Raw genomic sequence first — 23960 nt, 5'->3', positions numbered from 1 at the left:
GTCCGGCCACTGAACCCACCCCGCTCGAGCTCATGCCTCCAGCGGGTTCACTGCCTCATGCAGCAGCTTCTCCAGCTCGGTGGTGTAAGCCGCACGCTGCGTTTCATCCCAGCCGAAGCGCTCCGCCATGAAAGCGACCGCCGGCGCCTTCCACTGCCGTGCCCACGCGATATCGAAGAAGAGGGCCCCCGTGCGGCGGATGAAGAAGTCCGCCGGCTTTACTGCCATCTCGCATTCGATCGCGTACACGAGCGCAGCGAGCACAGAGGCTGGCATCCCCCGGCGCTCCGCCTCATCCCCGTACTGCGCCAACAAGGCGAACACGGCGTCCACGTTGGAGCCGTACCGCCGCGCCAGCAGCGCAGCCTCCGCACGAGTCAGCCCCAGCCGTTGGCCTTGGCTGACCTTGCCCTGCAAGAACGGCTCCAGCTTCGCGGAGCCGCCGACATCGCCGCCGGAAATCGGCAGCGTGCGAGTACGGCTCGGCGACAGCGCAGCCGCCGAGACTACTCCCTCCGCCACCAGCATGGCGGCGATTTTGTCCACGACCGTCTCCGCCATTTTGCGGTAGCCGGTCAGTTTGCCCCCGGCCATCGAAATGAGGCCGGAGTCCGACACGAAGATTTCATCGCGGCGCGAAATCTCGGAAGGATCTTTGCCCTCCTGATGGATCAGCGGGCGCAGCCCGGTCCAGCTCGACTCCACGTCAGCCTCCGTCAAGCCAAGGGTTGGGAACATCTCGTTTGCGGCACGCAGCACATACGCGCGATCTGCCGCCGTAATCCGGGGATTTACGATATCCCCGGTATAGTTCGTGTCCGTGGTGCCCACGTACGTTTTGCCGTCACGCGGAATAGCGAACACCATCCGCCCGTCCGGCGTATCGAAATAAATCGCCTGCCGCAGCGGGAACTTGCTCTGATCAAACACCAGGTGCACACCTTTGGTCAGGTGGAGCGTTTTGCCCTTCTTGGAATGGTCCATCTCGCGCAGCGTATCCACCCAAGGCCCTGCCGCATTCACAATCTTGCTCGCATACAGCGAGTAGGTTTTCTTACTGCTTAAGCCATCACCCCACAGCTGATCCGCTACCCGAACGCCGGCCAACTTGCCGTTTTCCACAATCAGCTCTTCCACTTTGGCGTAATTCACGGCCTGAGCGCCTAGCTCCACAGCCTTTTTCATTACCTCGATCGTCAACCGCGCATCATCGGTGCGATATTCCACATAATAACCGCTGCCCCTCAGGTCCTTCTTTTTCAAAAGCGGTTCATGCCCCAGCGTTTCCTGAGGACGGAACATTTTGCGGCGCTCCGCTCGCTTAACTCCTGCCAAGAAATCATACACCCGCAAACCTATCGATGTAGAGAGCTTGCCGAATGTACCCCCTTTGTAAAAAGGCAGCAGCATCCACTCCGGTGTCGTCACATGCGGTCCATTTTCATAAACAATCGCCCGCTCTTTGCCGACTTCCGCGACAACTTTCACATCCAGCTGCTTCAGATAACGCAGCCCTCCATGCACAAGCTTCGTCGACCGGCTCGATGTCCCCGCGGCAAAATCCTGCATATCAATCAACGCCGTGCGAAGCCCTCTGCTTTGCGCGTCCAACGCAATACCCGCTCCGGTAATTCCCCCGCCGATTACGATTAAATCAAACGTCTGCTCGGACATGGCTTGCAGCTTTTCTTTTCTTTCTAACCCGCTAAAATGATGTGTCATCACATTCGTCTCTGTCATCTCTGTCATCCCACTCTCTCCCTTCGAATATCAAAAGAAAAGACCACAACAAACCCAGCACGTTCTCACATGCAGGCCGCTGTGGCTTCTCCTAGTCTCCAGCCGAATATTAACTTGTAATATATATGATTGCCAAAATTATTTAAAAGCCATCGCGGCATCGACCGCTTTTTTCCAACCGCTATACAACTTTTCTTGCCGCTCCGCTTCCATCACAGGCCCAAAGACCTCATCCACCTGCCATTGCGCCGCGATCTCCGCTTGGTCTTTCCAGAAACCAACCGCCAATCCCGCCAAATAAGCTGCGCCAAGCGCCGTCGTCTCACTAATGACCGGGCGTTCCACCGGAACACCCAACATGTCGCTTTGGAACTGCATCAGGAAGTTATTCTTCACCGCGCCGCCATCGACCCGCAGCTTCGTCAGCTGAATGCCGGAATCATCCTCCATCGCCTGCAGTACGTCCTTCGTCTGATAAGCTAGGGATTCCAGCGTAGCTCGGATAAAATGCTCCTTCGACGTCCCTCGCGTCAACCCGAAAATCGCGCCGCGCACGTCGCTATCCCAGTAAGGCGTCCCCAAACCGACAAAAGCTGGAACGACGTACACACCATCCGTTGAATCTACACGCAGCGCATAAGACTCGCTGTCCTGAGCCGCTTTGATCATCCGCAGCCCGTCACGCAGCCACTGAATCGCCGAACCCGCTACGAAAATACTGCCTTCCAGCGCGTATTCGACTTTCCCGTTCAGCCCCCAAGCAATAGTAGTCAAAAGGCCGCTGCGCGAAGGTATCGCGTAATTCCCCGTATTCATCAGCATAAAACAGCCGGTGCCATAGGTGTTCTTGGCCATCCCTTTTTCAAAACAAGCCTGCCCGAACAAAGCCGCTTGCTGATCGCCTGCCGCGCCCGCAATCGGGATCGCTGAACCGAAAAAGAAGCTTTCCTGCGTATGCCCATACACCTCCGAAGAGGACCGAACCTCAGGCAGCATGGAAGCCGGGATGTCCAGATGGGCAAGAAGCTCTTCATCCCACTTCAGCTCGTGAATGTTATACAGCAGCGTTCGCGAAGCGTTAGAATAGTCCGTTACGTGTGCTTTGCCGCCTGTCAGCTTCCAGATCAGCCAAGTGTCCATCGTGCCGAACAGCAGCTCCCCCCGTTCCGCTTTCGCTCTGGCGCCTTCCACGTGATCGAGAATCCATTTGATTTTGGTCCCCGAGAAATAAGCATCTATTAAAAGTCCTGTACGTTCCCGAAAAAGATCATTAAGCCCCTGCGCCTTAAGCGCTTCACAAATTTCGGCCGTCTGCCTCGACTGCCATACAATCGCATGATAAACCGGCATCCCGGTGTGCCGATCCCAGACTACCGCCGTTTCCCGTTGGTTGGTGATGCCGATACCCGCGATCTCCGTCTGCTGCACGCCTGATTCCGACAAAACTGCCGCCATCACGCCCTGAATCGACAGCCATATTTCATTCGCATCATGCTCAACCCAGCCCGGCTTCGGAAAATGCTGCTTAAATTCCTGCTGCGCCGTGTGCACGATGCTCCCTTTTTGATTGAATAAGATCGCTCTGGAACTTGTCGTCCCCTGATCCAGCGAAAGAATATAGGAAGCGGCTGCTGCCATAGTGATACCTCCAAAAGTTAGGATCGTTGTTGATAATGCTGCCAAAGCTCGGTATTCGAGGTCGTAACAGCTGTCGCTCCGGCCCCTAACGCTTGCTCCACATCCCCCACGGAACGAATGAGTCCTCCTGCAAAAATAGGAATCCCCGAACGCTCCTTCACTTCCTTAATAATGTGCGGAATAATGCCGGGAAGCACCTCGATGTAGTCTGGCTGCGTTCGCTCCAGAAGCGTATAGCTTTTTTCAAGTGCGCTGCTATCGAGGAGAAAAAGCCGTTGAATGGCGATGAGCCCATTCTGTTTGGTCTTCGTGATAACTGTCCCCCGCGTAGAAATAATCCCGGCAGGACGAATGCTCTGGCATAGAAATTCAGCCGCATACTCGTCGTTTTTGAGCCCTTCAATTAAATCCGCGTGCAGCAGCAGTTTCTTCCCGTTAGCTCGGCCCAGATCTACAATATTTTTCAGCTGTCCGATATGGCTGTCCAGCAGCACGATATAGGTATAAGAGGATTTCAGCAGCTTCTCCAAATCCTTCATTTTTCGAATCGCCGGTAAAATCCGCTGTTCCTGCAAAGACAAGCTCATCATCTCCGCTCCTTCGTTCCTATGCGCGCCCCCTGCGGGTTAGACAACAAAAAAACTCACCGAAAGATGTACCAATTATATGCAATTGGCAATCCTCTGTGAGTCTCCTGTTCTCCGTCACATGTTATTAACTTACTTACCATTGTACTGACACCTGCTTCGCCTGTCAATGAGAACAGTGCCCATTTCAATTATGTCGACAGCGCCTTGCGTACGGCTAAAATATATTTCGATTGGTCGAGCGGATTTACGCCCCGCCGCCTTCGCTCCGCATGTACATCCGGCGGACTCGGCTGGTATCCCCCAAATGACGAAGTGATAACGCCTCTGCCTCCGGACATCGCGCTTAGTTTCACCGGATAATCCAACGAAGTGGCGACGGGAAGTCGCCCCTCCACCACAAACCGGTCACCGCTAAGCTGCGGCGGATCGAAGCTCGCCCGCATTTGCACCAAATCGCTGAGCACTTTCCCGCCATAAGCCTCCGGGACAGTAATGCGCACTTGCAGCATCGGCTCCAGCAGCGTCGTTCCCGTTTGGGCCAATCCTTGCATAAGGCCCATTGGCGTGGCGACGGCAAAATCGAGCGGATGGGTGTGCCACACATGGTGCTCGCCGAAGGTGAGCGTTACCTTGAGATCGGTGACCTCCCAACCGAGCAACCCCTGCTGGAGCGCCTCCGGCACGCGGCGCTCCACCTCGCTCTGGTACTGCGCCAGCAGCTGATCGGCGCGCACTTGCGACGTGTAGACGAGCCCGCTGCCGGGAGCTCCCGGCTCGATGCGAAAGCGCAGAATCGCCCAGCACGGCTTGGGCATCGTATAAGCGATGAAGCCTTCGCCCGCTTGTGAGGGCGTTTCTTTATAGATTACGGAAGGCTGATCGAATTTTGCGTGCAGCCCAAAACGCGAAGCCAGCAGGCTCGTCAAAATCTCCAACTGGATCGCGCCCATCACCTTCACATGCAGCTCGCGTTCCTCCTGCAGCCATTGGAGATCAAGCAGTGGATCTTCGTCTGTGAGCTCCTGCAGAGCAGCTACGAGCGCTGGGTACTGCGCATCGCTCTCCGCATGCACCTGCACGGTCAGCAGCGGCACCGCGAGCCGCGGAGCCGGCGGTACAGCGTCAGGGCGGCCCAGCACATCGCCGATCCGTACCTGCGTCAAACCGCAGACAGCCGCGATGTCGCCCGCCGCGACAAAGCCGATATCCTCGGCGCGGCGCCCGTCGATTTTGCGAATCTGGGTCACCTTCTCCTCCACGCCCCGCGTGGCATTGAGCACGGTGTCCCGGTTGCGGATCGCCCCCTCGTAGAGGCGGACGTACGCCATTCTGCCCATGGTCTTGTCCCGCTCGACCTTGAACACCACGGCCGAAAGCGGCTGCTCTGCGCTGCCGCTCGGCCCGGGCAAATAATCGAGGATGGCTTCCATCAGCTCCTCGATGCCAAGCCCTTTGCTCGATGCGCCCACGAGCAAAGGATAAGCCAACCCCTGCCGCGCGTATCGCTGCAGGGCAGCTTTTGCTTCGAGTGCCGGGATCGGCACGCCTTCGATGTAGCTCGCGAGCAGGTGCTCGTCGAGCTCGGACAGCTTTTCGACCGCTGTGGCCAGGTCGAAGCCGGGCGCGGGCACGCCCTCTTGGAACACGCTCGCCACGCCGCGGAACGTGACTTCGGCGCCGAGCGGAGCATAGATCGGCACCGCCATGCCCGTGAGCTGCTTCTCGATGTCGCGCAGCACCCTTTCTGCATCGGCGCCGACGCGGTCCATTTTATTCACGTACAGCAGAGTCGGTATCTTAAGCGACTGAAGCGCATGCCAGATCATCTCCGTCTGCGATTGCACACCTTCAACGGCAGAAACAATCAGAATCGCACCGTCCATCACCCGCAGCGAGCGCTCCACCTCCGAGAGGAAATCCACGTGCCCCGGCGTATCAACCAGATTAATGGAGGTATCCTTCCATGTAAAAGTAGTCGTCGCACTGCGCACCGAAATGCCGCGCTCCCGCTCCACGTCCATCGAATCCGTTTGCGCAGTGCCGCTATCCACACTGCCTAGAGCGCGGATTCGCCCGCTATGAAAGAGCAGATGCTCGGTCGTCGTCGTTTTGCCCGCATCCACGTGAGCGAAAATCCCTACATTTCTCCTCGGAATTACTAGGTCCTTGCCCTTTTCGTCGGTCATTGAAGTACTCTGCTCCTTCTATTTACCAGCCTTTGTCCCCCTATTATACTTGAAGAAAGATCACCTATGAATCTTTATGGCAAAAGTTATTCTACGCAGATCTATCAAGGAGACTATCGAAAAGACTTAAGGAGGAAAGCTGCTATGACAGACATCGCTCATTCAGAGGAACAAGATTCACCTGTTTCGACGCCTACTGCCATCCTGCTTCATAAGGAACATCCGGCCATCCTTGCGCTTTCTGAGGCGGACAGCCGGTTAGCCTGCCTCATCCGCCTTGTTGGCGAGCTGACTTTGACACCAAGCTCCACCCCCTTCGAGTCGCTGGCGATGTCCATCATTTCCCAGCAGCTCTCCGCCAAAGCGGCAGCGACCATCAAGGCCAGAGTGAAGCTTGTCGTACCGGAGTTCTCGCCTGAGCTGGTCCTTGCCGCAGATGAAGTTGCCATCCGGCAGTGTGGAGTCTCCTTCCCTAAGATCCGCTACATTCGCGATCTCAGCAGTAAAGTTATAGGCGAAGAGGTGCGTCTGGACTCCCTGCATGAACTGGACAACGCTGAGCTATTGAAGCAGCTTACGAGTGTGAAAGGCATTGGCGTATGGACAGCAGAAATGTTCATGATTTTCGCCTTAGGCCGGCCGGATGTCATGTCCATCGGCGATGCCGGCCTCCAGCGTGCAGCCCGCTGGCTGCACCAACTGGAAGAGCGCAAGGACGGCAACTATTTGGGGCAAGTCGCACCACCATGGGCTCCATACCGCAGCTTCGCTTCTCTCTATTTATGGCGAGCCGTCGATATGGGTTTTGTGGATTCCGGCCTTCCGGTGGAAGCGTGTTTGGACGCGTCGAACCTCGCGGAAGAGACGTGAAAGACCCGAGGCAACGTCTTATGCAGCGGTATAAAACATCGTTAGAGCGCACGACTGACTCACCGTGGTCTATGTAACGATGTAAAACATCGTTACATGCCTTTCGCCGCGCGCAAGTCAGGCTTTTCGCTCCTGCAACGGTGTGAAACATCGTTAGAGCGCACGACTGACTAACCGTGGTCTATGTAACGATGTAAAACATCGTTGCGTGCCTTTCGCCGCGTGCTACTCAGGCTTTTCGCTCCTGCAACGGTGTGAAACATCGTTAGAGCGCACGACTGACTAACCGTGGTCTATGTAACGATGTAAAACATCGTTGCATGCCTTTCGCCGGGCGCAAGTCAGGCTTTTTCGCTCCTGCAACGGTGTGAAACATCGTTAGAGCGCACGACTGACTAACCGTGGTCTATGCTACGATGTAAAACATCGTTGCATGCCTTTCGCCGTGCGCAAGTCAGGCTTTTTCGCTCCTGCAACGGTGTGAAACATCGTTAGAGCGCACGACCGACTAACCGTGGCCTTTGCTACGATGTAAAACATCGTTGCATGCCTTTCACCATGCGCAAGTCAGGCTTTTTCGCTCCTGCAACGGTGTGAAACATCGTTAGAGCGCACGACCGACTCACCGTGGCCTTTGTTACGATGTAAAACATCGTTGCATGCCTTTCGCCGTGCGCAAGTCAGGCTTTTTCGCTCCTGCAACGATGTAAAACATCGTTAGAGCGCACGACTGACTAACCGTGGCCTTTGCTACGATGTAAAACATCGTTGCATGCCTTTCGCCGCGCGCAAGTCAGGCTTTTTCGCTCCTGCAACGATGTAAAACATCGTTGCACGCCTTTCGCCGTGCGCTACTCAGGCTTTTTCGCCCCTGCAAAAGATGGGGTGCTATCTCAAACATTTTGCACATTACGCGCGCGTTAGCAGTGAAAATCAGTGTTAATGCGGTTCACTAGGGTAGCTAGGACTACTCCACAACCATTGAGCTTGTACTCACACTGCGATGCTCCCGCTCTTCACCCCAACCACATAAGCCCAAGCCCCTCACTTAACCGGCACCCGCAGCCCACGTAAATACGTCTGCAACAATCTCAGCAAACTTTCATCTCGCTCAAGCTCCATGCGGAAGCCATTTCTATGTTCAAGCGACGCAAACCCGTGCACCATGCTCCGAAATCCGCGCACGACATGCAGCGCATCTTCTTCGCTCAATCCATACGGCGCAAGAATCCGCAGCAAAAGCGACACAACCTCGCTGCCCGCCTCTTTCAATTCAGGATCCTCGTAGTCAGGCAAAAAGGATATGGCCTCGTATAAGCCCGGATTCTTTCTAGCGAAATTGACGTAGGCAAAGCCTGCGGCAAGCAAGGCATCGTCTTCCGCTTTGCCGATCACCGCCTCAATCATTGCGGCTTTGATCGATACCAGCCCCCGCCGGGAAAGCTGCATGCGAAGGTCAGGTAGACCTTTGATATGATTATAAAGCGACGGTGTTTTTACGTTCAATTTGGCTGCTAACGCTGCTAATGTCAGCCCTTCAACACCTTGGGTGTCGGCCATTTCAATAGCTGCTTGCAGTACATTTTCTGCGTCTAGTCCTGGTCGTTGTGCCATAGATGCCCCATCCCTTTTCTCTAGATGTTTGCTGCTGCCAGCTGAAACTTTTTAATGGCTTCCTCGATTGCGCGGTCAATCACCGCAAGAGGCTGCTCAATCATCACGCCGTGTCCGACTGCCAGAACACTAGGGGCCAGTTCCCTCAGCTTTTGCGCACTCTCCAGCGACACCTCTCTGTTCCAAGTAGCCATAGCTGGGAAAGGGAACCACAACTTCATCAAACCCGAAACCGCCACCCCACCGCGAACCTGGAAGGCATCCCCGGCGATCAAAGCCCGGCTGCGTACGTCGAGGAAAGCCATCGATCCAGGCGTATGGCCGGGAGCGGCGATAGCCTGAAGTGAGCCTACACGGTCACCCTCCTCCAGCAAAACATCCGGTTTCGTCTGGATCGACTTCGGAACGTCCCCCTTAATCGGCGAATTCGGTTCACCGGCTTCCAGCTCCTTATTGCCCGCCAGCAGCTTGGCATCTCTTCTAGAAATGTAGACCTTTGCCTGCGGTAGCACTTTTTTCAAACCGTCAAGCGCCCCAACATGGTCGCCGTGTGCATGTGTAAGCACAATGCGTGTAATTGGCTTACCGATGCGTTCAGCAGCCTCAAGAATCCCTTTGACACTGAATGGCAAAGCCGCATCAACAAGCGTTAATTCCGTTTCCTCCTCAACCAAATAACAATTTACCGGAAAAAATCTTGGCATAAAAGCCACTTGATATAAAGAGCCCTTTTGCGTCATTTTCATTCTGAACGCCTCCCAATTGCTTATTATATTAGTATAATAACTAATGTCGTTAGCTTTGTAAAGGGGCTTTGCCTAAACCTCATTTATTTCTCCGTTATGGTAAAATAAAGCTTATCGCTATTCCTAATCTTGCTAAAGTGAGGAACTCCCTATGAATGTTGAAACATTAGAGCTTTTCCGCACGCTGACTGAACTTCAGGCAGCTCCTGGTTTTGAACGAGAAATCCGCAAGTTCGTCCGCGGTGAAATGGAGAAATACACAGACGAGTTCATCCAAGACGGCCTCGGCAGCTTGTTCGGCGTCCTGCGCGGCGATGAAGCCGGCCCTAAAATCATGGTCGCCGGACATTTCGACGAGGTTGGCTTCATGGTGAGCGGCATCACCGAGCACGGCACAATCAAGTTCCAGCCCCTCGGCGGCTGGTTCAGTCAGGTACTGCCCGCACAGCGCGTGCAGATCATGACCGAGCAAGGGCCGATTATCGGTGTGATCGGCTCCGTACCCGTGCACTTGCTGGACGAAGCGGCACGCAGCAAGCCCGCAGACATCAAGACGATGTACATTGACATCGGCGCAGAAGACAAAGCCGATGCGCTCGCCATCGGCATCAAGCTCGGGCAGCAGATCGTGCCCATCTGCCCGTTCACGCCCCTGGCCAATCCGAAGCGGATTATGGCCAAGGCTTGGGACAATCGCTACGGCGTCGGCCTTGCGATTGAGCTGATGAAGGAGCTTCACGGCGGGCCGAAGCTCCCGAATATCCTGTACGCTGGCGCTACCGTACAGGAAGAAGTTGGCGTGCGCGGCGGACGCACGGCGGCGAATCTCATCCAGCCGGACTTGTTCTACGCGCTGGATGCCAGTGCCGCCGGGGATACGACCGGCGACCGCAATGCTTTTGGGCAGCTGGGACGCGGGGCGCTGCTGCGTATTTTCGATCCCACGATGATCACCCACCGCGGGATGGTCGAGTTCATTCTGGATACGGCGGAAACGCATAAGATTCCGTATCAATATTTTATATCGGCGGGCGGAACGGACGCCGGACTAGTGCACGTGCAGGGCAGCGGCATTCCCTCGGCCGTAATTGGCATCTGCGCGCGCTATATTCACACCTCCGCGTCGATCCTTCACGTGGATGATTATGCCGCAGCAAAAGAGCTGCTCATCAAGCTCGTGCAAGCGAGCGACCGTACAACACTGAATACGATTCATGCCGGAGCGTGATCGTTACACTTAACCCGCCTTTATGGCGGGTTTTTTCATGCAAATGTAGAACTCATGTTCCAATATATGGTATAATTAGCAGAATCATAGGATCATAGAAAGAAGGCTATTTATGACGTATATCATTCGCGAAGCAAACCCCCGGGATACCAAGGAAATCAGCACCTTTGTTTTCAAACGGACAGGCAAAATGATTTCCCCCTTGCACATTGAAAACAGGCTCCATTTTATGCGCGAAAACCCTGATGAATCACTCTATGTGTATGAAGAAGAGAATCAGATCCTCGGCACTTTAGGTTTTCGTATTCGCCAAGCCGACGATGCCGTCGTGAAGTTCAGTGAGATCTCCGTCATTTCTATGGAGGGAGATAACAACTGCGGAACAGCTGCCGATAAGTTAAAAAGATACGCCGAGCAGCTTGCCCAGAAGCACGCTTGCTCCGGGATGTGGTGGATCACAGGTTCAGAGAAGAATGGCGACAGCCGGAAAGCCAATGAACCGATTGGGTTTCATGAAACAGGATACCGATTCGTCAAAAGATTCCTCTAAAGGTCTGGGAATTTTACTACGAAACTTTGAGGAGTGATGATGATGTCAACCGGATTTAACACAGGTCCGTTTCCTAGCCAAAATGGCGGAGGTCTTTTTATGCTTATTTTTACCATTATGGCAGTACTTATTGGCGGTTTTATCTTATTCATGATCATTAGAGGGTTTCTAACATGGTCCTCCAATAATGCTTCCCCTATCCAAAATCTGGTCTGCAAGGTCGTGGCCAAAAGAATGCAAGTTAGCGGCGGCTCTGGGGATTCCAGCTCGAATACGAGTTACTATGCCACTTTTGAATTTGAAGACCGCCGCAGGTTAGAATTACGCGTAGGACGGGATCAGTTTGGTTATATCGTAGAGGGTGACGAGGGAATACTGACCTATCAAGGCACCAGGTTCAAAGGGTTTTCTCGCCAATTATCTTTTCAAACATAAGGAGTGCTCCAGCATGACACATCATCAGATTATATCCGCCAAAGGTCTCGAAGGTGCTGCCAAAGTAAGAGCTTTTTGCAAACAACTGCCCGAAGTCGTTGAAAAGGTTGATGGCTTTGGGCATATCACTTTCCGCGTGAAGGGTAAACCCTTCGTCATGATGGGGGAAACGGATGGCCAGCCTTCCACTGCGATCAAAACGAACTTGACGACACAAGAGTTTCTCCTCCAGCAGGAGGATTCGCCCTATCACAAAACAGCCTATATCGGTCAGCACGGTTGGGTGTCGATTCTCGATATGGACCGGGTTCCCTGGACGGAAATAACCGACTTAATCACGGAAGGATATGCCCGAACGGCACCAAAAAAACTGCGACAACTGCTCCAAACCGAATAGAGCATTGAAACCTTTACAAAAACTACGCAATTCGAAGGAAACCAAAGAGATCGCTAAAAAAGTCAGTAAAAATCTCTTTTTAGCAAATATTCTGAATATTTACAATATTATAATATTGGGCTATAGTTGTCTTAGGCAAACTTGAAGGACAAGCCTTACAGCCGGTAAGGCCCCCTAAAAGCAGCCACCTATTCTCAACTTAGGAAGGGGATAGTCCAATGGACCACGTTAGCGAAACATGCCCACTTTTCCTTCAAACGACGGAAGAAAAGGTGCGGGAACGGGTTACGTTCATCGGGCATGTGGGAATCCAGAGGCGGTAAATGTGAAAAGCGTTTATTCGAGGAAAGGATCCGTAACAACGTAAAGTCGTAATTTGCAACGCGAGTTGGTTGATTGGAGTGTGTGTAGGGACAATTGAATACCTTTAGTGAAACTTAGAGACCTCCGGTTATCATGGATAAGCGGAGGTCTCTATTTGTATGCCTTCCTTTATTCCTGCAACGACAGCCGCACGATAAAAACAGTCTTTTCCTCTGGTTTACTCTCTACGGAAATAGTACCGGCATGCATATCAATAATCTTCTTCACGATGGACAGCCCTAATCCGTTACCGCCAGATGTCCGATTCCTCGATTTGTCCGCTTTATAGAATCGTTCAAAAATATGCGGCAGATCTTCCTCTGAAATACAAGCGCCATTATTGGATATTCGGATGATTGCTTCTTTCCGCGTGTTTGCCACATGGACACCAATCGTTCCGCCAACTGGCGTGAATTTGATCGCATTATGAATTAAATTCGTCCACACCTGGCTCAGCAGGTCTTCGTCGGCCGTTAGGGTCACCGACTCCAGCTCAATGTCCATATCGATGCTTTTCTCTACCCACTGCGGCTCACAGGCAAGAATATGATTGCGAATTTGCTTATCGAGCCGGTAGCTTTTCGGTTCAAAGGGGTGATGCTGTGACTCCAATGACGATAATTTGAGCAAGTTATCGCTCAGTTTGGATAGTCGCGTGCTCTCAGCTTCAATGATTTCCAAATAATGCTTGCGTTCCTCAGGCGTGATCGTCTCGTTCTGCAGAGCACGCGAGAAGCCACTGATGGAGGTGAGAGGCGACTGAATTTCATGCGATACGTTAGAGATGAATTCCTGTCTCATTTTCTCCAACTGACCTAACTCCACTGCCATATTGTTGATGGAATCGACCAGCTCCACAAAAGGCCCATTGTGCGGATTATTATTGTCCACGGACACATTGAAGTCTCCTCTGGACATGCTCTTGATCGCAGCAATCAATGCTTGAAAGAACTTCAATTGCTCGCTGCGGAAGAACCTCCCCAAGCATGTCATGGTGATGCCCCAAAGAAACAACCCGCCGATACAGTTGATCAGTTGAGCTGCCACTTCCGGAGGGCGTTTATTCATGTAGCCGTACAGCCATTCGGTCCCGTAGAAGGCAGCTAGCCAATACAGGATGATGAGCAGAAAAATGCCTAGAGCAAACAAAGTTCCCCGCACCCGCTGGCCACGCGTCAGGTTGCTTTTGAAAGCCTTCCGCTCCACTCTCCTGCTCATGACTGCATGACCTCCATCCTGTAGCCAAGACCGCGAATCGTAGCAATGCGAAAAGCATGCTGCTCCTCCGGAAATCGTTCGCGGAGCCGGTTGATATGAACATCGACCGTCCGCTCATTCCCCTCATAATCGAAGCCCCAGATCTGCTCAATCAGCTGGTCGCGCGAAAACGTTTTGCCCGGGTAGCTCGCCAGCTTGTAGAGCAGCTCAAATTCTTTGAGCGGCAGCGTCAAGTTCTCCGAACCGACAGTGACTTCATAAGTTCTCTTGTTCATGCTGAGATCTCCGACCTGAACCGTTTGGGACGAAGCAATTTTATAGCGCTTGAGCAGCGCTTTGACCCGCATCGCCAGCTCCACAGGCTCGAAGGGCTTAACGAGGTAATCGTCTGTGCCCAACTCGAAGCCTTTGACCTTCTGCGAGGTTTCGCCTTTGGCGGTAAGCATAAGCAGCGGGATATCATAGTGCTCCCTCAGCTCCTTGCACAGCTCCCACCCGTCCATATTTGGCATCATGATATCCATAATTACCAATTCAACTTGGACCGTTTCGAGCAGTTTGAGCGCTTCGACGCCATCAGAAGCTTCGACGACATCGAAGCCTTCATTCAGCATGAAGACACGGACCAGCTCACGGATATAGGGATCATCATCTACGATCAGAATTGGCGCCATTTTATATCAAGCCTCACTTCATATTAGGTCTACTGCCTATCTCTTTCTAGCATACAGCAAAAAAGCGGTTTTAAACGAATTCGCATGACTTATGGCGATCCCGCCTGAACGCTTCTTTGGGAAATTCATTGCATGAAAGTAGCATAAGCGACTTTTATAAACTGAATTTAAACCAATGAGGGCTCTTGACGATGTAAGGGCTTTTTTTGGCAAAAAATATGTGATACATTTTGGAGAAAGTATCCGTTATGGGGGGATCTCACCGTATGCTCAATAACACGTATTCCGATTTTTTCATGCTTATGAGTGCGGAGGCCGAAGCGGCCTATCAGCAAGAAGTGTGCGCCGAAGGATACGCCGGATTCCGGCGCCTGCTCGACGGCTTGACCGAGGCGATTAAAGCCGCCGCAGATGCGGACATCCCGAACCTTGAGCGGGCCCTAAACAAGGCTGGCCGACTGTTCCCGGAGCCGGTTCAATTCAGTCCCTCTTGGGCATGCATCTGGGCAGAGCTTGGGGCTACCCTGGCTGCGAAAAGGCATGTCCTATCAAGCATTCCACCGGCTGAGCGCACAGGCGAATGGCAGGTTATCATGGATAATCCGCAGGTGGTTCAGGAAGTTGTTTGCTATCCCGGCCTAGATTTCCACGATGCCGCATACCTGTATGCGTATTTCCGTCCTCAACTGGAAAAGTCCGAATATATCCGCCTGCAGAAAATCCAAACGGTCATCCAGGAACTTGGGAGCTAGAGCACACTGCAGGAGAACTTGCGATGTTTAAAAACAAGAGAGGAGCCCCCATCCATGATCATTATGATCAACGGTGCTTTTGGAGCTGGAAAGACAACAACTGCCAATAAGCTGCTTTCTCAGATACCAAACAGTCTGATCTTCGACCCGGAAGAAATCGGCTACATGCTTCGCAAGCTGGTTCCTGAGGATCAGCGATTGGCTCATGAGCGGACGGATGATTTTCAAGACTTGGATTTGTGGAAAGTCCTTACCGTGAAAGCGGCTGACGCTTTAAAGGCGCAGTATAACAAGCACCTGATTGTGCCTATGACGATTTATAAACGGGATAACTTCGACTATATTTATCGAGGCTTCCAAGCCATTGATAAGGATATTTTTCATTTCTGTTTATTTGCTTCAGCGGAAACCCTGTACGAACGTCTAACCCATCGCGGAGATGAGCCTGGCGGATGGCAATTCCAGCAAGTGGCAAAGTGTGTTTCGGCTCTTCGCGATCCCCTATTCGGGGAGCACATCCAAACGGACTCCTTGGGTACGGACGATATTATTCGCATTATTTTAGAAAAAATAGCTTAACAGGGTTCACTTTGAAGGTGCGTGAGGAATGTATCTCACTTACGAGAGGAAGAATAGAAGCCTATTTTTGGGCTTTTCGAGGTTTGAGCAGCACCCATTCCACGAGGCAGAAGTTGATCAGCAAGCCGATCCAGATGTTCACTTCCAGAATGTCAGCGATCATTTGACGGGTACCGCCTTCAGGGAGATGGAACCCCCGCATAGCTGCATATAGCAGTATACAGAGCGGAACAATCAGTCTGGCGGATGTAGCAACAAGTGTAATGGCGTAGCTGCGAATCATCCAAATCCGATGCTCTGAGAATTGCTTGGAAACCGCGTACCGGAACCCTTTCCAGCTTGTAAACAGCCATAAGAGACTCAATGTTAGAAACGCCATGGCTTTTGTGAAGTTATCGATGTACACGGTAATGACGAGTCCTAAGCATCCACTCACCATCACGCTGACGACATATATGCGTCCTAAAACCCGGTGTCTGGCCGGAAAACGAGTACGAAAACGATCGCTGAATTGAAACAAGCCGCTAACGAGTGCAAGAAGTGCAGTTCCAATATGCAGCACGAGCACGGTATAGAAGAATGGAAAGTTCTCATTTAGCTCAACACGGCTATTGGCAGGATTTAATGTAACATAAGGAAACACCGCGGCAATCGCCACGCCCAAAATAATACATATAACGAAAATCGCCAGCTTCTTGCTCATGGTTTTAGCCCCCGTATACGGTCTGATGATCACTCCTCCGTTAGTGTAACTCCTTGATCTAAATGCTCTCTAAACATTTCCTTAAATATTTCTAAAATGCCTTATTTCAGCTTCGACTTCATCCACTTACACCAGGTTAGATCTGCTTCTACTTTGAGGACAGCTTTTCTTATGAGAACATAATTGCCGAACATAGGGTCTTGCATACCCAGTTCTTCAAGGGGCTTCTCAGACAGACATTTGACTCTCTCAAAGCTCTCCAGATAACTTACTTTCTTCTCTAAATAGTAATTCTCACGCTCAAGCAGCATTTTCTTAGCCTCATCTTTGTCTACAAGACCGATGCAGTATACTTTCAATGCAAACTCATCACGGGTCACCGGCGCGTCCGTAGGCTGCCCGATCCACTCCTGAAGTGCTTTTAATCCGTTAGCTGTTAACGAATATACTTTTTTATCTGGTTTATCTGACTGCGGGACATGTACAAATTCAACATACCCCTTTTGCTCTAGCTGAGCCAAGAGTGGGTATATTTGACTGTGCTTCGCCGGCCAGAAAGGCTGAATGTGGTGCATAAGCTCATAGCCCGTTCGGGAATCTTTCGATAGCAGGCTGAGCAAGCCATAAGAAAGGGTATTCATAGGGAACTCCTCGTTATGTCATAATTGACATATCTCTATATTGATAGTATGATGTTTTTCATTCAAATTATAGAGAATCCGGAGAGTAAGATCAATGGAGAGTGGAGGTACCAAGTGAGTAAAGATGAGTTACAGCAAGTCCGTTTTTGGCCGATCATGATCGCTATCTTCTTTGGATCTTTCGTTTCGATCCTGAGTATGAGCACCATTAATATCGCCATACCGATTTTGAGTGAACATTTTCATTCCGATTTGAGTAAAATCCAATGGACGATCACAGGATTTATGCTCGCAAGCGGTACGATCGCCCCAATCACGGGTTACTTAGGTGAGCGATTCAGCTATAAGCGTTTGTATGCTTTGGCTCTCGTAGGTTTTACTGTTTTTTCACTACTATGTGCGATTGCATGGGACGCTTCTTCCCTTATTGCTTTCCGTATTATCCAAGGGGCTTTCAGCGGTCTCATTATGCCGGCAACCATGACGATCGTATATCAAGTGATTCCACGCGAAAAACAACCGGTTGCGATTTCCCTTTGGTCCTTGTCCGCTATGATGGCGCCTGCTATCGGGCCTACTTTGAGCGGCTGGCTTCTGCAAAACTGGAGTTGGCATTGGTTATTCCTTCTTAATGTACCTGTTGGACTTATTGCAACTTATCTCGTATTTAAACTAATCCCTTTCTATCGTCTTTCTGTTCCAAAAAGATTCGATGCCATCGGTTTAGTCACCGTTGTCGTCGGTAGTCTATCTCTGCTCGTTGCTTTCTCACAAGGCCATGCGTGGGGATGGATATCCGGCCGTGTAATCGGCCTGTTCGCTACAGGTATTATCTTGCTCGGGCTCTTCATTTGGAGAGAGCTTAAAGCAGATTCTCCATTGCTGAATGTTCGTGTCTTGTCTAATGCGCGTTATTCTTTAACGCTAATCATTTCTAGTATTGTCACCATCAGCTTATACTCGGGAACGTTCCTGACCCCTATTTTCCTGCAAAATATTCAGCACGTAACGCCGCTCGACACTGGCTTGATCCTGCTGCCAGCATCCCTTGCTATGGCGCTCTGTATGCCGATTGTAGGTAAATTGTACGGCATTCTTGGTCCGCGCATTCTTATTTTTGTCGGTATCTCCTTGATCGCAATTGGAACATTAACGCTGAGCTGGCTTAGTGTCGACGTCTCACGCGGCTACATCTTGTTCTGGATGATCGTTCGGAACGTCGGGATCGCTTTTGCGACGATGCCAGCGAGCAATGCTGGTATGGAACAAATACCGCGGACGCTGTCCGGTCATGCAACGTCCATGAGCAACTGGGTGCGTAACGTTTTTGGTTCTTTCGCTATTGCTCTTTTCACGTCCGTTCTGGCGTCACAAACCGCGACTCACTCCAAGGATCTCGCTGCCAGCGGAATCAAAGATCAAGCCGTTATCGGCATGCAGTCCTTTACGATGAGTGTGAATGACGTGTATTTACTGGCTACGTTCATCGTGGTAGTTGCGCTGCCGCTTAGCCTTTTCGTGGGCAAACGGCCGATCGAAAAAGAGTCCCCTGCTGCAATAGCTGCGGTTATCAAGCCTGGAGCGGCTAAATAGTTAAAAAAAGTCCTTACCCATGCTGTGTATCAGACAGTCGGTAGGGACTTTTCTTTTTAGCTGTGATCTGGCTCGCTTCTAGTCCTGAGACGGCCTTTTGGGCTTTCTCAGCTCTTGGATGTGGCTACGTTGTACTTTATACAACGATTTGATGACTTTTATGAGCTGCAGCCCCTTCATTGTATAAAATACAACAATTCCACCAAAATGAGCCGTACAACCATCTTTAAGAAGCAAATGGTTGTATTAAATGCAACATAGCATGCTGCCGCAGCACAATTAGGCACATATGATTGTACAAAGTACAACCAAGAGGTGGCATGACACCGATTCAATTTAACTTGTTCAACTCTTCATCTCACACCACTCTCGCTAACAGGCATCCTTGCCGTACCTTTGTCGCTTGGAGTAGCCAATCCCACCGTCGCCACTTAAAACAGCTTCTCTCACATCCGCCGCTCTACCCAAGAAAAAAAAAAGCCTTCAGCCAAGGAATTCTCCCTTGAGCCGAAGGCTTATTTATTTATCCCAACACTACGCGGTCATCCGACAGCTTGCTGCCGCTGATTTGCTCGAACTCACCGAGCAGCTGCTCCACGGTGAGTTCCTTCTTCCGCTCCTCGCTCACATCGAGGATGATGCGGCCCTTATCCATCATGATCAGGCGGTTGCCCAGACGTATCGCCTGCTCCATGTTATGCGTGACCATAAGTGTGGTCAGCTTCATTTCGCGCACGATTTCCTCGGTCAATCGCGTAATCAGCTCAGCACGCGCAGGATCGAGCGCGGCGGTGTGCTCATCCAGCAGCAGTATCTGCGGCTGAGTGAACGTCGCCATCAGCAAGCTGAGGGCTTGACGCTCTCCGCCGGAGAGCAGACCCACCTTCGCGCGCAGGCGGCTCTCCAAGCCGATACCCAGGCGCTGCAGCTGTTCCAGAAATAACGCACGTCTGCGCGCGTTAGTACCAAAGCTGAGCCCGCGCTTCTTGCCGCGGGTATACGCCATGGCGAGATTCTCCTCGATCATCATTCGAGGAGCGGTCCCCGCCATGGGATCTTGAAACACGCGGCCGATCCAGCGGCTGCGCTCGTATTCCGGCAGGTGGTGGATCGTCTCGCCACTGATCGCCACCTCGCCGGCATCCGGCGTCATCACGCCGGAGATGATGTTCATCAGCGTCGATTTACCGGCGCCGTTACTGCCGATGACCGTGACGAAGTCGCCGGGCTTCAGGGTTAAGTTAATGCCGATCAGCGCGATTTTCTCATCGGCAGAACCCGGGTTAAACAGCTTGGAAACATTCGAGAGCTTCAGCATCAGCGGCCACCTCCCTTATTCATTTGCACGGCGCGGGCAATTAGCTCAGCGGAACGCCGTTTGGCGGTTGCCTTTTGCCTGATAGATCGCTGCACAGATGGCAGTACGAGTGCAATAATAACGATAATCGCGGTAATCAATTTTAAATCGGAAGCATTGAGCCACTCCACGCGCAGTGCCAAAGCTACCACGATACGGTACACAATGGAGCCAAGAACAGCCGCCAACGTCGCGCGGAACACGCTTTGAGAGCCGAAGATCGCTTCCCCGATAATGACCGAAGCCAAACCAATGACGATCATCCCGATTCCCATAGAGATGTCGGCAAATCCTGATTGCTGTGCAATCATCGCACCGGAAAGCGCTACTAATCCATTAGATAAGCTAACGCCTAGAATGGTCGTGTTATCTGTATTCGCTCCAAAGCTGCGAATCATGCGAGCATTATCGCCCGTCGCACGGAGCGACAACCCCAAATCGGTATGCAGAAACCCATCCATCAGCAGTTTAAACAAAATCACAACAATGAACCCCACCGCAATCGGAGAAATGGATGTGAACATTGTATCCGCGCCAAGCAGCGAAATGTTCGGTTTCCCCATAATCCGCATATTAATCGAGTACAGAGCGATCATCATCAAAATACCGGACAAAAGGCCGTTGATTTTGCCCTTTGTATGAAGCAATCCCGTACAAGCCCCTGCAGCGAGCCCTCCGGCAAAAGCAGCCACACACGCAAGCAACGGTGAATATCCGTGCGAAATCATAATAGCCGCGATAGCGCCGCCAGTCGTAAAACTCCCATCCACCGTTAAATCCGGGAAATCGAGAATGCGAAAAGTGATATAGACACCAAGTGCCATCAACGCATAAAGAAGACCCAGCTCGACGGCACCACTCATGGAATCCATCATGTTTTAACAACCTCCTATCTAAAAATAAACAACGTCCGCCATTCAGCCGGGTGGGAGAAAAAAAGAGGCGAACGAAAGTGTCGTCCACCCCTCTTGTATCCAATCCATTACTGAATGATGTTTTTCTCTTTGTCTTTCACAGCATTTTTCATCGCGTCAGTGACTTCAATGCCTTGTGCCTTAGCAGCTTTCATGTTCAAAATCAGATCCAGTTTATCAGGAACTGTTACTTTCATGTCCGCTGGTTTTTTACCGTTTTTCAAAATTTCAACAGCCATTTGACCTACTTGATAGCCATGATCATAATATTTGAAGCCAACCGTTGCAAATGCTCCTTTTTCCACGGTATCGCGGTCACTGGAGAAGAACGGAATTTTCTTTTCGTTAGCAATTTGAATGATGCCGTCTACGCCGCTAACAACCGTGTTGTCCAGCGTAATCAAGAATGCATCCGCGCGTCCGACAAGCGATTGAGCGGCTTGCTTCACTTCAGATGTATTCGTTACCGGTGCTTTAACAAGCTTAATGTTATGCTTCGTCAATGCTTGCTCGGCATTTTTAGCCATGATAACAGCGTTCGGCTCTCCTTCGTTAATAACAAGGCCGACCGTTTTCACTTTCGGCATGTTAGCCGCAACGAAATCCATTAATTGAGCGACTGCCATTGGGTTTGTATCCGATGCTCCGGAAACGGAACCGCCCGGCTTGTCAACATTCGTCACGATTTTGGCTGCAACCGGATCCGTAACGGCCGCAAACAGAACCGGCGCTTTTTTCACTTGCTGTACAACCGCTTGAGCGGATGGTGTTGCAATACCTAGCACCAGGTCGTTGTCAGCGGAAGCAATTTTTTGTGCGATGGATAAATTGTTTGTTTGATCGCCTTGCGCATTGTTGAAGTCAACTTTCAGGTTCGTGCCTTCGACGATACCGGCATCTTTAAGCGCTGCCAGAAAGCCTTGACGAGTTGCATCCAAAGAAGGATGTTCCACGATTTGCGAAATCGCGATTTTGTACGTTTTTTGCGCAGCTGCCGTTGCTGCTGGAGCTGTAGACGCGCCACCTGCCGCAGGCGCTGTTTCTGTTTTTTGACCACAACCGGCTACGACCATAAGAGCTGCTGATAATACAAGTGATGCGAGTGCTTTCTTTTTCAACCTAATTACCCCTCTCTTTTGTTCCCTTTTGACCAACTTGAACCCATTGCTCGCTCACCACTTTAACGCTTTTGCTCGGCAAAGTATGAAGACGCTGTCAGGTATTCAAGTGATACTAATTTACCATAGTTTAATTGGCTCGCGTGTTTCCGTCAATCGTTTTATCGATTCTGTTAATATATGGACGAGTATCCCTGGGATTACTGACGATAGAAGTCGCGAAGCATCTCATCCATGACTCGATTCGTACGTGCTCCCGTCCGCCCCGTGCTTGGGCTTTTGCCCACTCCTCTAAGCTCATCAACGACCATTCCGATCAAAGGCTGCTGTACATGAGCCGGATTGGGAATCGTAAATTCCTCCACGTGACCATCCGCCGTCTCTACACGAAGATCCCCGCCAAATGTCGAAAACGTCACTTTGCCGAGACTGCCCACAATTTCATTCACATCGCTGCGCTTGAAGCTGTTAAAGCTCCAAACCCCCATCCCCATGACACCGGATTCAAACGCATAGGCTGTTGTCACGATATCCTCGACTTGAAGCTGCCCGCTCTGATTTCTGGCAAAACCCTTCACTTCGCCGATCGGTCCCAGCAAATAGTCCAGAATGTCCAACGTGTGGCTGGCCAAATCGACGAAGAGCCCGCCTCCCGAAAGTTCAGGCTGTAAACGCCATGGCAGATCTTGCCCCTGGTCCTCCCGCAGCATTTGCAAATAAGTGGTGTTTACGAATCTGATTTCCCCCAGTACACCGCTTTCTAGCAGTTCTTTAATCTGTACAAATTTGGGCAAGCCTCTGCGGTAATAGGCCACAAAAAGCGGAACACCGGCCTCTTCGCAGGCGGCGATCATCTCGAGACACTCCCCATGATTTCTAGCCATTGGCTTTTCCACATAAACAGGCTTTCCTGCCTTTGCCGCCATCAACACATACTCATGATGAAAACCGGGCGGTGTTGCCACATAAATCGCGTTCACATCCGGATCATGGATCAGGGCATTCGCATCATCGTACCATTTGGCAACGCCATGTCTTCTCGCGTAATCTTCAGCCAAATGGCCATTGCGCCGCATGACGGCAACGAGCTCTGAGCCTGCCACCTTCTGTAAAGCCGGTCCGCTTTTTACTTCAGTCACATCACCGCAGCCAATAATTCCCCATCTTACTTTTTCCAAAATCGCATCCCTCCAGATCTTCGTCTGATTTCTAGCTTACTTATTCGACATTTGCGCTTTGCTTCCTTTGAGTTGAAGAGGCGCATACCAGGGAACTTCATTCCAAGTGGCACACTACATTTCGCCGAAATTGGCACTGTGTGAATACCCTCACGATTGCTATAATGTCTTAAAACTAAACCCTAACGAAGTAGGTGAGCAGCAATCATGTACATCCCATCCCATTTCGAAATAAAAGATCACAACCTCATGTACGAAATTATCGAACAAAATGGCTTTGCCACACTGATTTCTCAGCATCAAAACCACTCTTTCGCTACCCATTTGCCACTTATTTTGGATCGCACAAATGAGTGCTTATACGGACATGTTGCGCGTCCCAATCCGCATTGGAGGGATCTCGGACAGCAGGAGGTTTTGGTCATTTTCCAGGGGCCGCACAGTTATATCTCTCCCTCCTGGTATGAAACAAGCCAGTCCGTTCCCACGTGGAATTATGTGGCTGTTCACGCATACGGCCAAGCCGAGCTTATTGACGATGAGCAAGAAGTGATGGCCTCCATGCAGGGTTTGATTGCAAAATATGAAGAACCTAACAGTCCTTATGATTTAGGTTCTGTAGATCCCGCCTATTTGGCTGGACTAAGCAAAGGCATTCAGGCCTTCAAAATCAAAATAACAAGGATGGAGGGTAAGGCCAAATTAAGCCAAAACCATCCAGTGGAACGCCAAAAGCTTGTGATCCAGCGATTAGAAGCTCTAAATAGAGAGAATGAGCGCAAAATTGCCGCCCTGATGAAAGAAAACCTCTAATCTGCTCCTAACCGCCCCGGAAATTTACCGGCTGAACAAAAAAAGTGGTTGTGCAGATTTCTT

General features: G+C 51.3%; 23 protein-coding genes. 9 read left to right on the top strand and 14 right to left on the bottom strand.

The features are described from left to right. Positions 1 to 30: 30 nt before the first annotated feature. From J2Z65_RS15465 to J2Z65_RS15450, 4 genes are all read right to left on the bottom strand, one after another. Positions 31 to 1722: a glycerol-3-phosphate dehydrogenase/oxidase gene (locus J2Z65_RS15465; RefSeq protein WP_167055001.1), complete on the bottom strand. Its 1692-nt coding sequence runs from the start codon at positions 1720 to 1722 to the stop codon at positions 31 to 33. Positions 1723 to 1878: 156 nt separating this feature from the next. Continuing rightward, on the bottom strand, positions 1879 to 3378 hold the full coding sequence (glpK, locus tag J2Z65_RS15460; protein ID WP_167054694.1) for a glycerol kinase GlpK: 1500 nt from the start codon (positions 3376 to 3378) through the stop codon (positions 1879 to 1881). Between the two features lie 17 nt (positions 3379 to 3395). Then, positions 3396 to 3959 (bottom strand): glycerol-3-phosphate responsive antiterminator, encoded by a 564-nt coding sequence (locus J2Z65_RS15455; RefSeq protein WP_167055003.1) that lies wholly within the window; start codon positions 3957 to 3959, stop codon positions 3396 to 3398. 197 nt (positions 3960 to 4156) lie between these two features. Then, positions 4157 to 6154: a GTP-binding protein gene (locus tag J2Z65_RS15450; RefSeq protein WP_167054697.1), complete on the bottom strand. Its 1998-nt coding sequence runs from the start codon at positions 6152 to 6154 to the stop codon at positions 4157 to 4159. A 144-nt stretch (positions 6155 to 6298) separates the two neighbouring features. Here J2Z65_RS15450 and J2Z65_RS15445 point away from each other — a divergent pair, with 144 nt between their 5' ends. Beyond that, entirely contained in the window at positions 6299 to 7024 is a 726-nt protein-coding gene (locus tag J2Z65_RS15445; protein WP_167054699.1) for a DNA-3-methyladenine glycosylase family protein, read from the top strand. Between the two features lie 1044 nt (positions 7025 to 8068). Here the strand turns inward: J2Z65_RS15445 and J2Z65_RS15440 are convergent. Next, entirely contained in the window at positions 8069 to 8638 is a 570-nt protein-coding gene (locus J2Z65_RS15440; RefSeq protein ID WP_167054701.1) for a TetR/AcrR family transcriptional regulator, read from the bottom strand. A gap of 20 nt (positions 8639 to 8658) precedes the next feature. Further along, entirely contained in the window at positions 8659 to 9384 is a 726-nt protein-coding gene (locus J2Z65_RS15435) for an MBL fold metallo-hydrolase (RefSeq protein WP_167054703.1), read from the bottom strand. A 151-nt stretch (positions 9385 to 9535) separates the two neighbouring features. Between J2Z65_RS15435 and J2Z65_RS15430 the strand changes: the two genes are divergently transcribed. The 4 genes from J2Z65_RS15430 (at position 9536) to J2Z65_RS15415 (ending at position 11994) form a co-directional block, all read left to right on the top strand. Then, on the top strand, positions 9536 to 10612 hold the full coding sequence (locus tag J2Z65_RS15430) for a M42 family metallopeptidase (RefSeq protein ID WP_167054705.1): 1077 nt from the start codon (positions 9536 to 9538) through the stop codon (positions 10610 to 10612). Positions 10613 to 10724: 112 nt separating this feature from the next. Next, positions 10725 to 11162 carry a GNAT family N-acetyltransferase gene (locus J2Z65_RS15425; RefSeq protein WP_167054707.1) on the top strand — a complete coding sequence of 146 codons (438 nt, stop codon included), beginning with the start codon at positions 10725 to 10727 and terminating at the stop codon, positions 11160 to 11162. A 99-nt stretch (positions 11163 to 11261) separates the two neighbouring features. Beyond that, complete coding sequence (locus J2Z65_RS15420; protein WP_244999154.1) at positions 11262 to 11597, top strand: DUF2500 domain-containing protein; 336 nt, start codon at positions 11262 to 11264, stop codon at positions 11595 to 11597. A gap of 13 nt (positions 11598 to 11610) precedes the next feature. Continuing rightward, entirely contained in the window at positions 11611 to 11994 is a 384-nt protein-coding gene (locus J2Z65_RS15415; protein WP_167054709.1) for an MmcQ/YjbR family DNA-binding protein, read from the top strand. A 492-nt stretch (positions 11995 to 12486) separates the two neighbouring features. On the opposite strand, the gene J2Z65_RS15410 is transcribed toward J2Z65_RS15415, so the two are convergent. Both J2Z65_RS15410 and J2Z65_RS15405 read right to left on the bottom strand, forming a co-directional pair. After that, positions 12487 to 13575 (bottom strand): sensor histidine kinase, encoded by a 1089-nt coding sequence (locus tag J2Z65_RS15410; RefSeq protein ID WP_167054711.1) that lies wholly within the window; start codon positions 13573 to 13575, stop codon positions 12487 to 12489. Continuing rightward, the gene (locus tag J2Z65_RS15405) at positions 13572 to 14249 is read right to left on the bottom strand and encodes a response regulator transcription factor (RefSeq protein ID WP_167054713.1); all 678 of its coding nucleotides are present in this window, start codon (positions 14247 to 14249) and stop codon (positions 13572 to 13574) included. Before J2Z65_RS15405 ends, J2Z65_RS15410 begins: the two co-directional genes overlap by 4 nt. Positions 14250 to 14497: 248 nt before the next feature. On the opposite strand from J2Z65_RS15405, the gene J2Z65_RS15400 reads away from it, so the two are divergent. Further along, a complete protein-coding gene (locus tag J2Z65_RS15400) occupies positions 14498 to 15001 on the top strand; it encodes a hypothetical protein (protein WP_167054715.1) in 504 nt (167 codons plus the stop codon). Between the two features lie 54 nt (positions 15002 to 15055). After that, on the top strand, positions 15056 to 15580 hold the full coding sequence (locus tag J2Z65_RS15395; protein WP_167054717.1) for an AAA family ATPase: 525 nt from the start codon (positions 15056 to 15058) through the stop codon (positions 15578 to 15580). A 61-nt stretch (positions 15581 to 15641) separates the two neighbouring features. Here the strand turns inward: J2Z65_RS15395 and J2Z65_RS15390 are convergent, their stop codons facing one another. Together J2Z65_RS15390 and J2Z65_RS15385 are read right to left on the bottom strand one after the other, a co-directional pair. Then, positions 15642 to 16283 carry a DUF2306 domain-containing protein gene (locus J2Z65_RS15390; RefSeq protein ID WP_167054719.1) on the bottom strand — a complete coding sequence of 214 codons (642 nt, stop codon included), beginning with the start codon at positions 16281 to 16283 and terminating at the stop codon, positions 15642 to 15644. A gap of 101 nt (positions 16284 to 16384) precedes the next feature. Beyond that, positions 16385 to 16924 (bottom strand): PadR family transcriptional regulator, encoded by a 540-nt coding sequence (locus J2Z65_RS15385; protein ID WP_167054721.1) that lies wholly within the window; start codon positions 16922 to 16924, stop codon positions 16385 to 16387. A gap of 156 nt (positions 16925 to 17080) precedes the next feature. On the opposite strand from J2Z65_RS15385, the gene J2Z65_RS15380 reads away from it, so the two are divergent. Next, entirely contained in the window at positions 17081 to 18517 is a 1437-nt protein-coding gene (locus J2Z65_RS15380) for a DHA2 family efflux MFS transporter permease subunit (RefSeq protein WP_240159588.1), read from the top strand. 523 nt (positions 18518 to 19040) lie between these two features. Here J2Z65_RS15380 and J2Z65_RS15375 read toward each other — a convergent pair. From J2Z65_RS15375 to J2Z65_RS15360, 4 genes are all read right to left on the bottom strand, one after another. Next, complete coding sequence (locus J2Z65_RS15375) at positions 19041 to 19835, bottom strand: ABC transporter ATP-binding protein (protein ID WP_167054723.1); 795 nt, start codon at positions 19833 to 19835, stop codon at positions 19041 to 19043. Next, the gene (locus J2Z65_RS15370; protein ID WP_167054725.1) at positions 19835 to 20749 is read right to left on the bottom strand and encodes an ABC transporter permease; all 915 of its coding nucleotides are present in this window, start codon (positions 20747 to 20749) and stop codon (positions 19835 to 19837) included. The genes J2Z65_RS15375 and J2Z65_RS15370 overlap by 1 nt, the downstream gene beginning before the upstream one ends. 107 nt (positions 20750 to 20856) lie before the next feature. After that, complete coding sequence (locus J2Z65_RS15365) at positions 20857 to 21906, bottom strand: ABC transporter substrate-binding protein (protein WP_167054727.1); 1050 nt, start codon at positions 21904 to 21906, stop codon at positions 20857 to 20859. Positions 21907 to 22106: 200 nt separating this feature from the next. Next, positions 22107 to 23087: a Gfo/Idh/MocA family protein gene (locus J2Z65_RS15360; protein ID WP_167055010.1), complete on the bottom strand. Its 981-nt coding sequence runs from the start codon at positions 23085 to 23087 to the stop codon at positions 22107 to 22109. Positions 23088 to 23291: 204 nt separating this feature from the next. On the opposite strand from J2Z65_RS15360, the gene J2Z65_RS15355 reads away from it, so the two are divergent. After that, positions 23292 to 23897: an FMN-binding negative transcriptional regulator gene (locus tag J2Z65_RS15355; protein WP_167054729.1), complete on the top strand. Its 606-nt coding sequence runs from the start codon at positions 23292 to 23294 to the stop codon at positions 23895 to 23897. Positions 23898 to 23960: the final 63 nt, after the last annotated feature.

The sequence above is a fragment of the Paenibacillus aceris genome (assembly GCF_017874035.1).
Taxonomy (GTDB): domain Bacteria; phylum Bacillota; class Bacilli; order Paenibacillales; family NBRC-103111; genus Paenibacillus_E; species Paenibacillus_E aceris.
The sequence above is the reverse complement of the archived record's forward strand: the minus strand, read 5'-3'. Positions and strand labels throughout refer to the sequence as shown.

What these genes read in the sequence shown, in the direction of transcription:
- J2Z65_RS15465 (WP_167055001.1), bottom strand. Translation starts at nt 1,722, where the DNA reads ATGACACATCATTTTAGCGGGTTAGAAAGAAAAGAAAAGCTGCAAGCC.
- glpK (WP_167054694.1), bottom strand. Translation starts at nt 3,378, where the DNA reads ATGGCAGCAGCCGCTTCCTATATTCTTTCGCTGGATCAGGGGACGACA.
- J2Z65_RS15450 (WP_167054697.1), bottom strand. Translation starts at nt 6,154, where the DNA reads ATGACCGACGAAAAGGGCAAGGACCTAGTAATTCCGAGGAGAAATGTA.
- J2Z65_RS15445 (WP_167054699.1), top strand. Translation starts at nt 6,299, where the DNA reads ATGACAGACATCGCTCATTCAGAGGAACAAGATTCACCTGTTTCGACG.
- J2Z65_RS15440 (WP_167054701.1), bottom strand. Translation starts at nt 8,638, where the DNA reads ATGGCACAACGACCAGGACTAGACGCAGAAAATGTACTGCAAGCAGCT.
- J2Z65_RS15435 (WP_167054703.1), bottom strand. Translation starts at nt 9,384, where the DNA reads ATGAAAATGACGCAAAAGGGCTCTTTATATCAAGTGGCTTTTATGCCA.
- J2Z65_RS15430 (WP_167054705.1), top strand. Translation starts at nt 9,536, where the DNA reads ATGAATGTTGAAACATTAGAGCTTTTCCGCACGCTGACTGAACTTCAG.
- J2Z65_RS15425 (WP_167054707.1), top strand. Translation starts at nt 10,725, where the DNA reads ATGACGTATATCATTCGCGAAGCAAACCCCCGGGATACCAAGGAAATC.
- J2Z65_RS15420 (WP_244999154.1), top strand. Translation starts at nt 11,262, where the DNA reads ATGCTTATTTTTACCATTATGGCAGTACTTATTGGCGGTTTTATCTTA.
- J2Z65_RS15415 (WP_167054709.1), top strand. Translation starts at nt 11,611, where the DNA reads ATGACACATCATCAGATTATATCCGCCAAAGGTCTCGAAGGTGCTGCC.
- J2Z65_RS15410 (WP_167054711.1), bottom strand. Translation starts at nt 13,575, where the DNA reads ATGAGCAGGAGAGTGGAGCGGAAGGCTTTCAAAAGCAACCTGACGCGT.
- J2Z65_RS15405 (WP_167054713.1), bottom strand. Translation starts at nt 14,249, where the DNA reads ATGGCGCCAATTCTGATCGTAGATGATGATCCCTATATCCGTGAGCTG.
- J2Z65_RS15400 (WP_167054715.1), top strand. Translation starts at nt 14,498, where the DNA reads ATGGGGGGATCTCACCGTATGCTCAATAACACGTATTCCGATTTTTTC.
- J2Z65_RS15395 (WP_167054717.1), top strand. Translation starts at nt 15,056, where the DNA reads ATGATCATTATGATCAACGGTGCTTTTGGAGCTGGAAAGACAACAACT.
- J2Z65_RS15390 (WP_167054719.1), bottom strand. Translation starts at nt 16,283, where the DNA reads ATGAGCAAGAAGCTGGCGATTTTCGTTATATGTATTATTTTGGGCGTG.
- J2Z65_RS15385 (WP_167054721.1), bottom strand. Translation starts at nt 16,924, where the DNA reads ATGAATACCCTTTCTTATGGCTTGCTCAGCCTGCTATCGAAAGATTCC.
- J2Z65_RS15380 (WP_240159588.1), top strand. Translation starts at nt 17,081, where the DNA reads ATGATCGCTATCTTCTTTGGATCTTTCGTTTCGATCCTGAGTATGAGC.
- J2Z65_RS15375 (WP_167054723.1), bottom strand. Translation starts at nt 19,835, where the DNA reads ATGCTGAAGCTCTCGAATGTTTCCAAGCTGTTTAACCCGGGTTCTGCC.
- J2Z65_RS15370 (WP_167054725.1), bottom strand. Translation starts at nt 20,749, where the DNA reads ATGATGGATTCCATGAGTGGTGCCGTCGAGCTGGGTCTTCTTTATGCG.
- J2Z65_RS15355 (WP_167054729.1), top strand. Translation starts at nt 23,292, where the DNA reads ATGTACATCCCATCCCATTTCGAAATAAAAGATCACAACCTCATGTAC.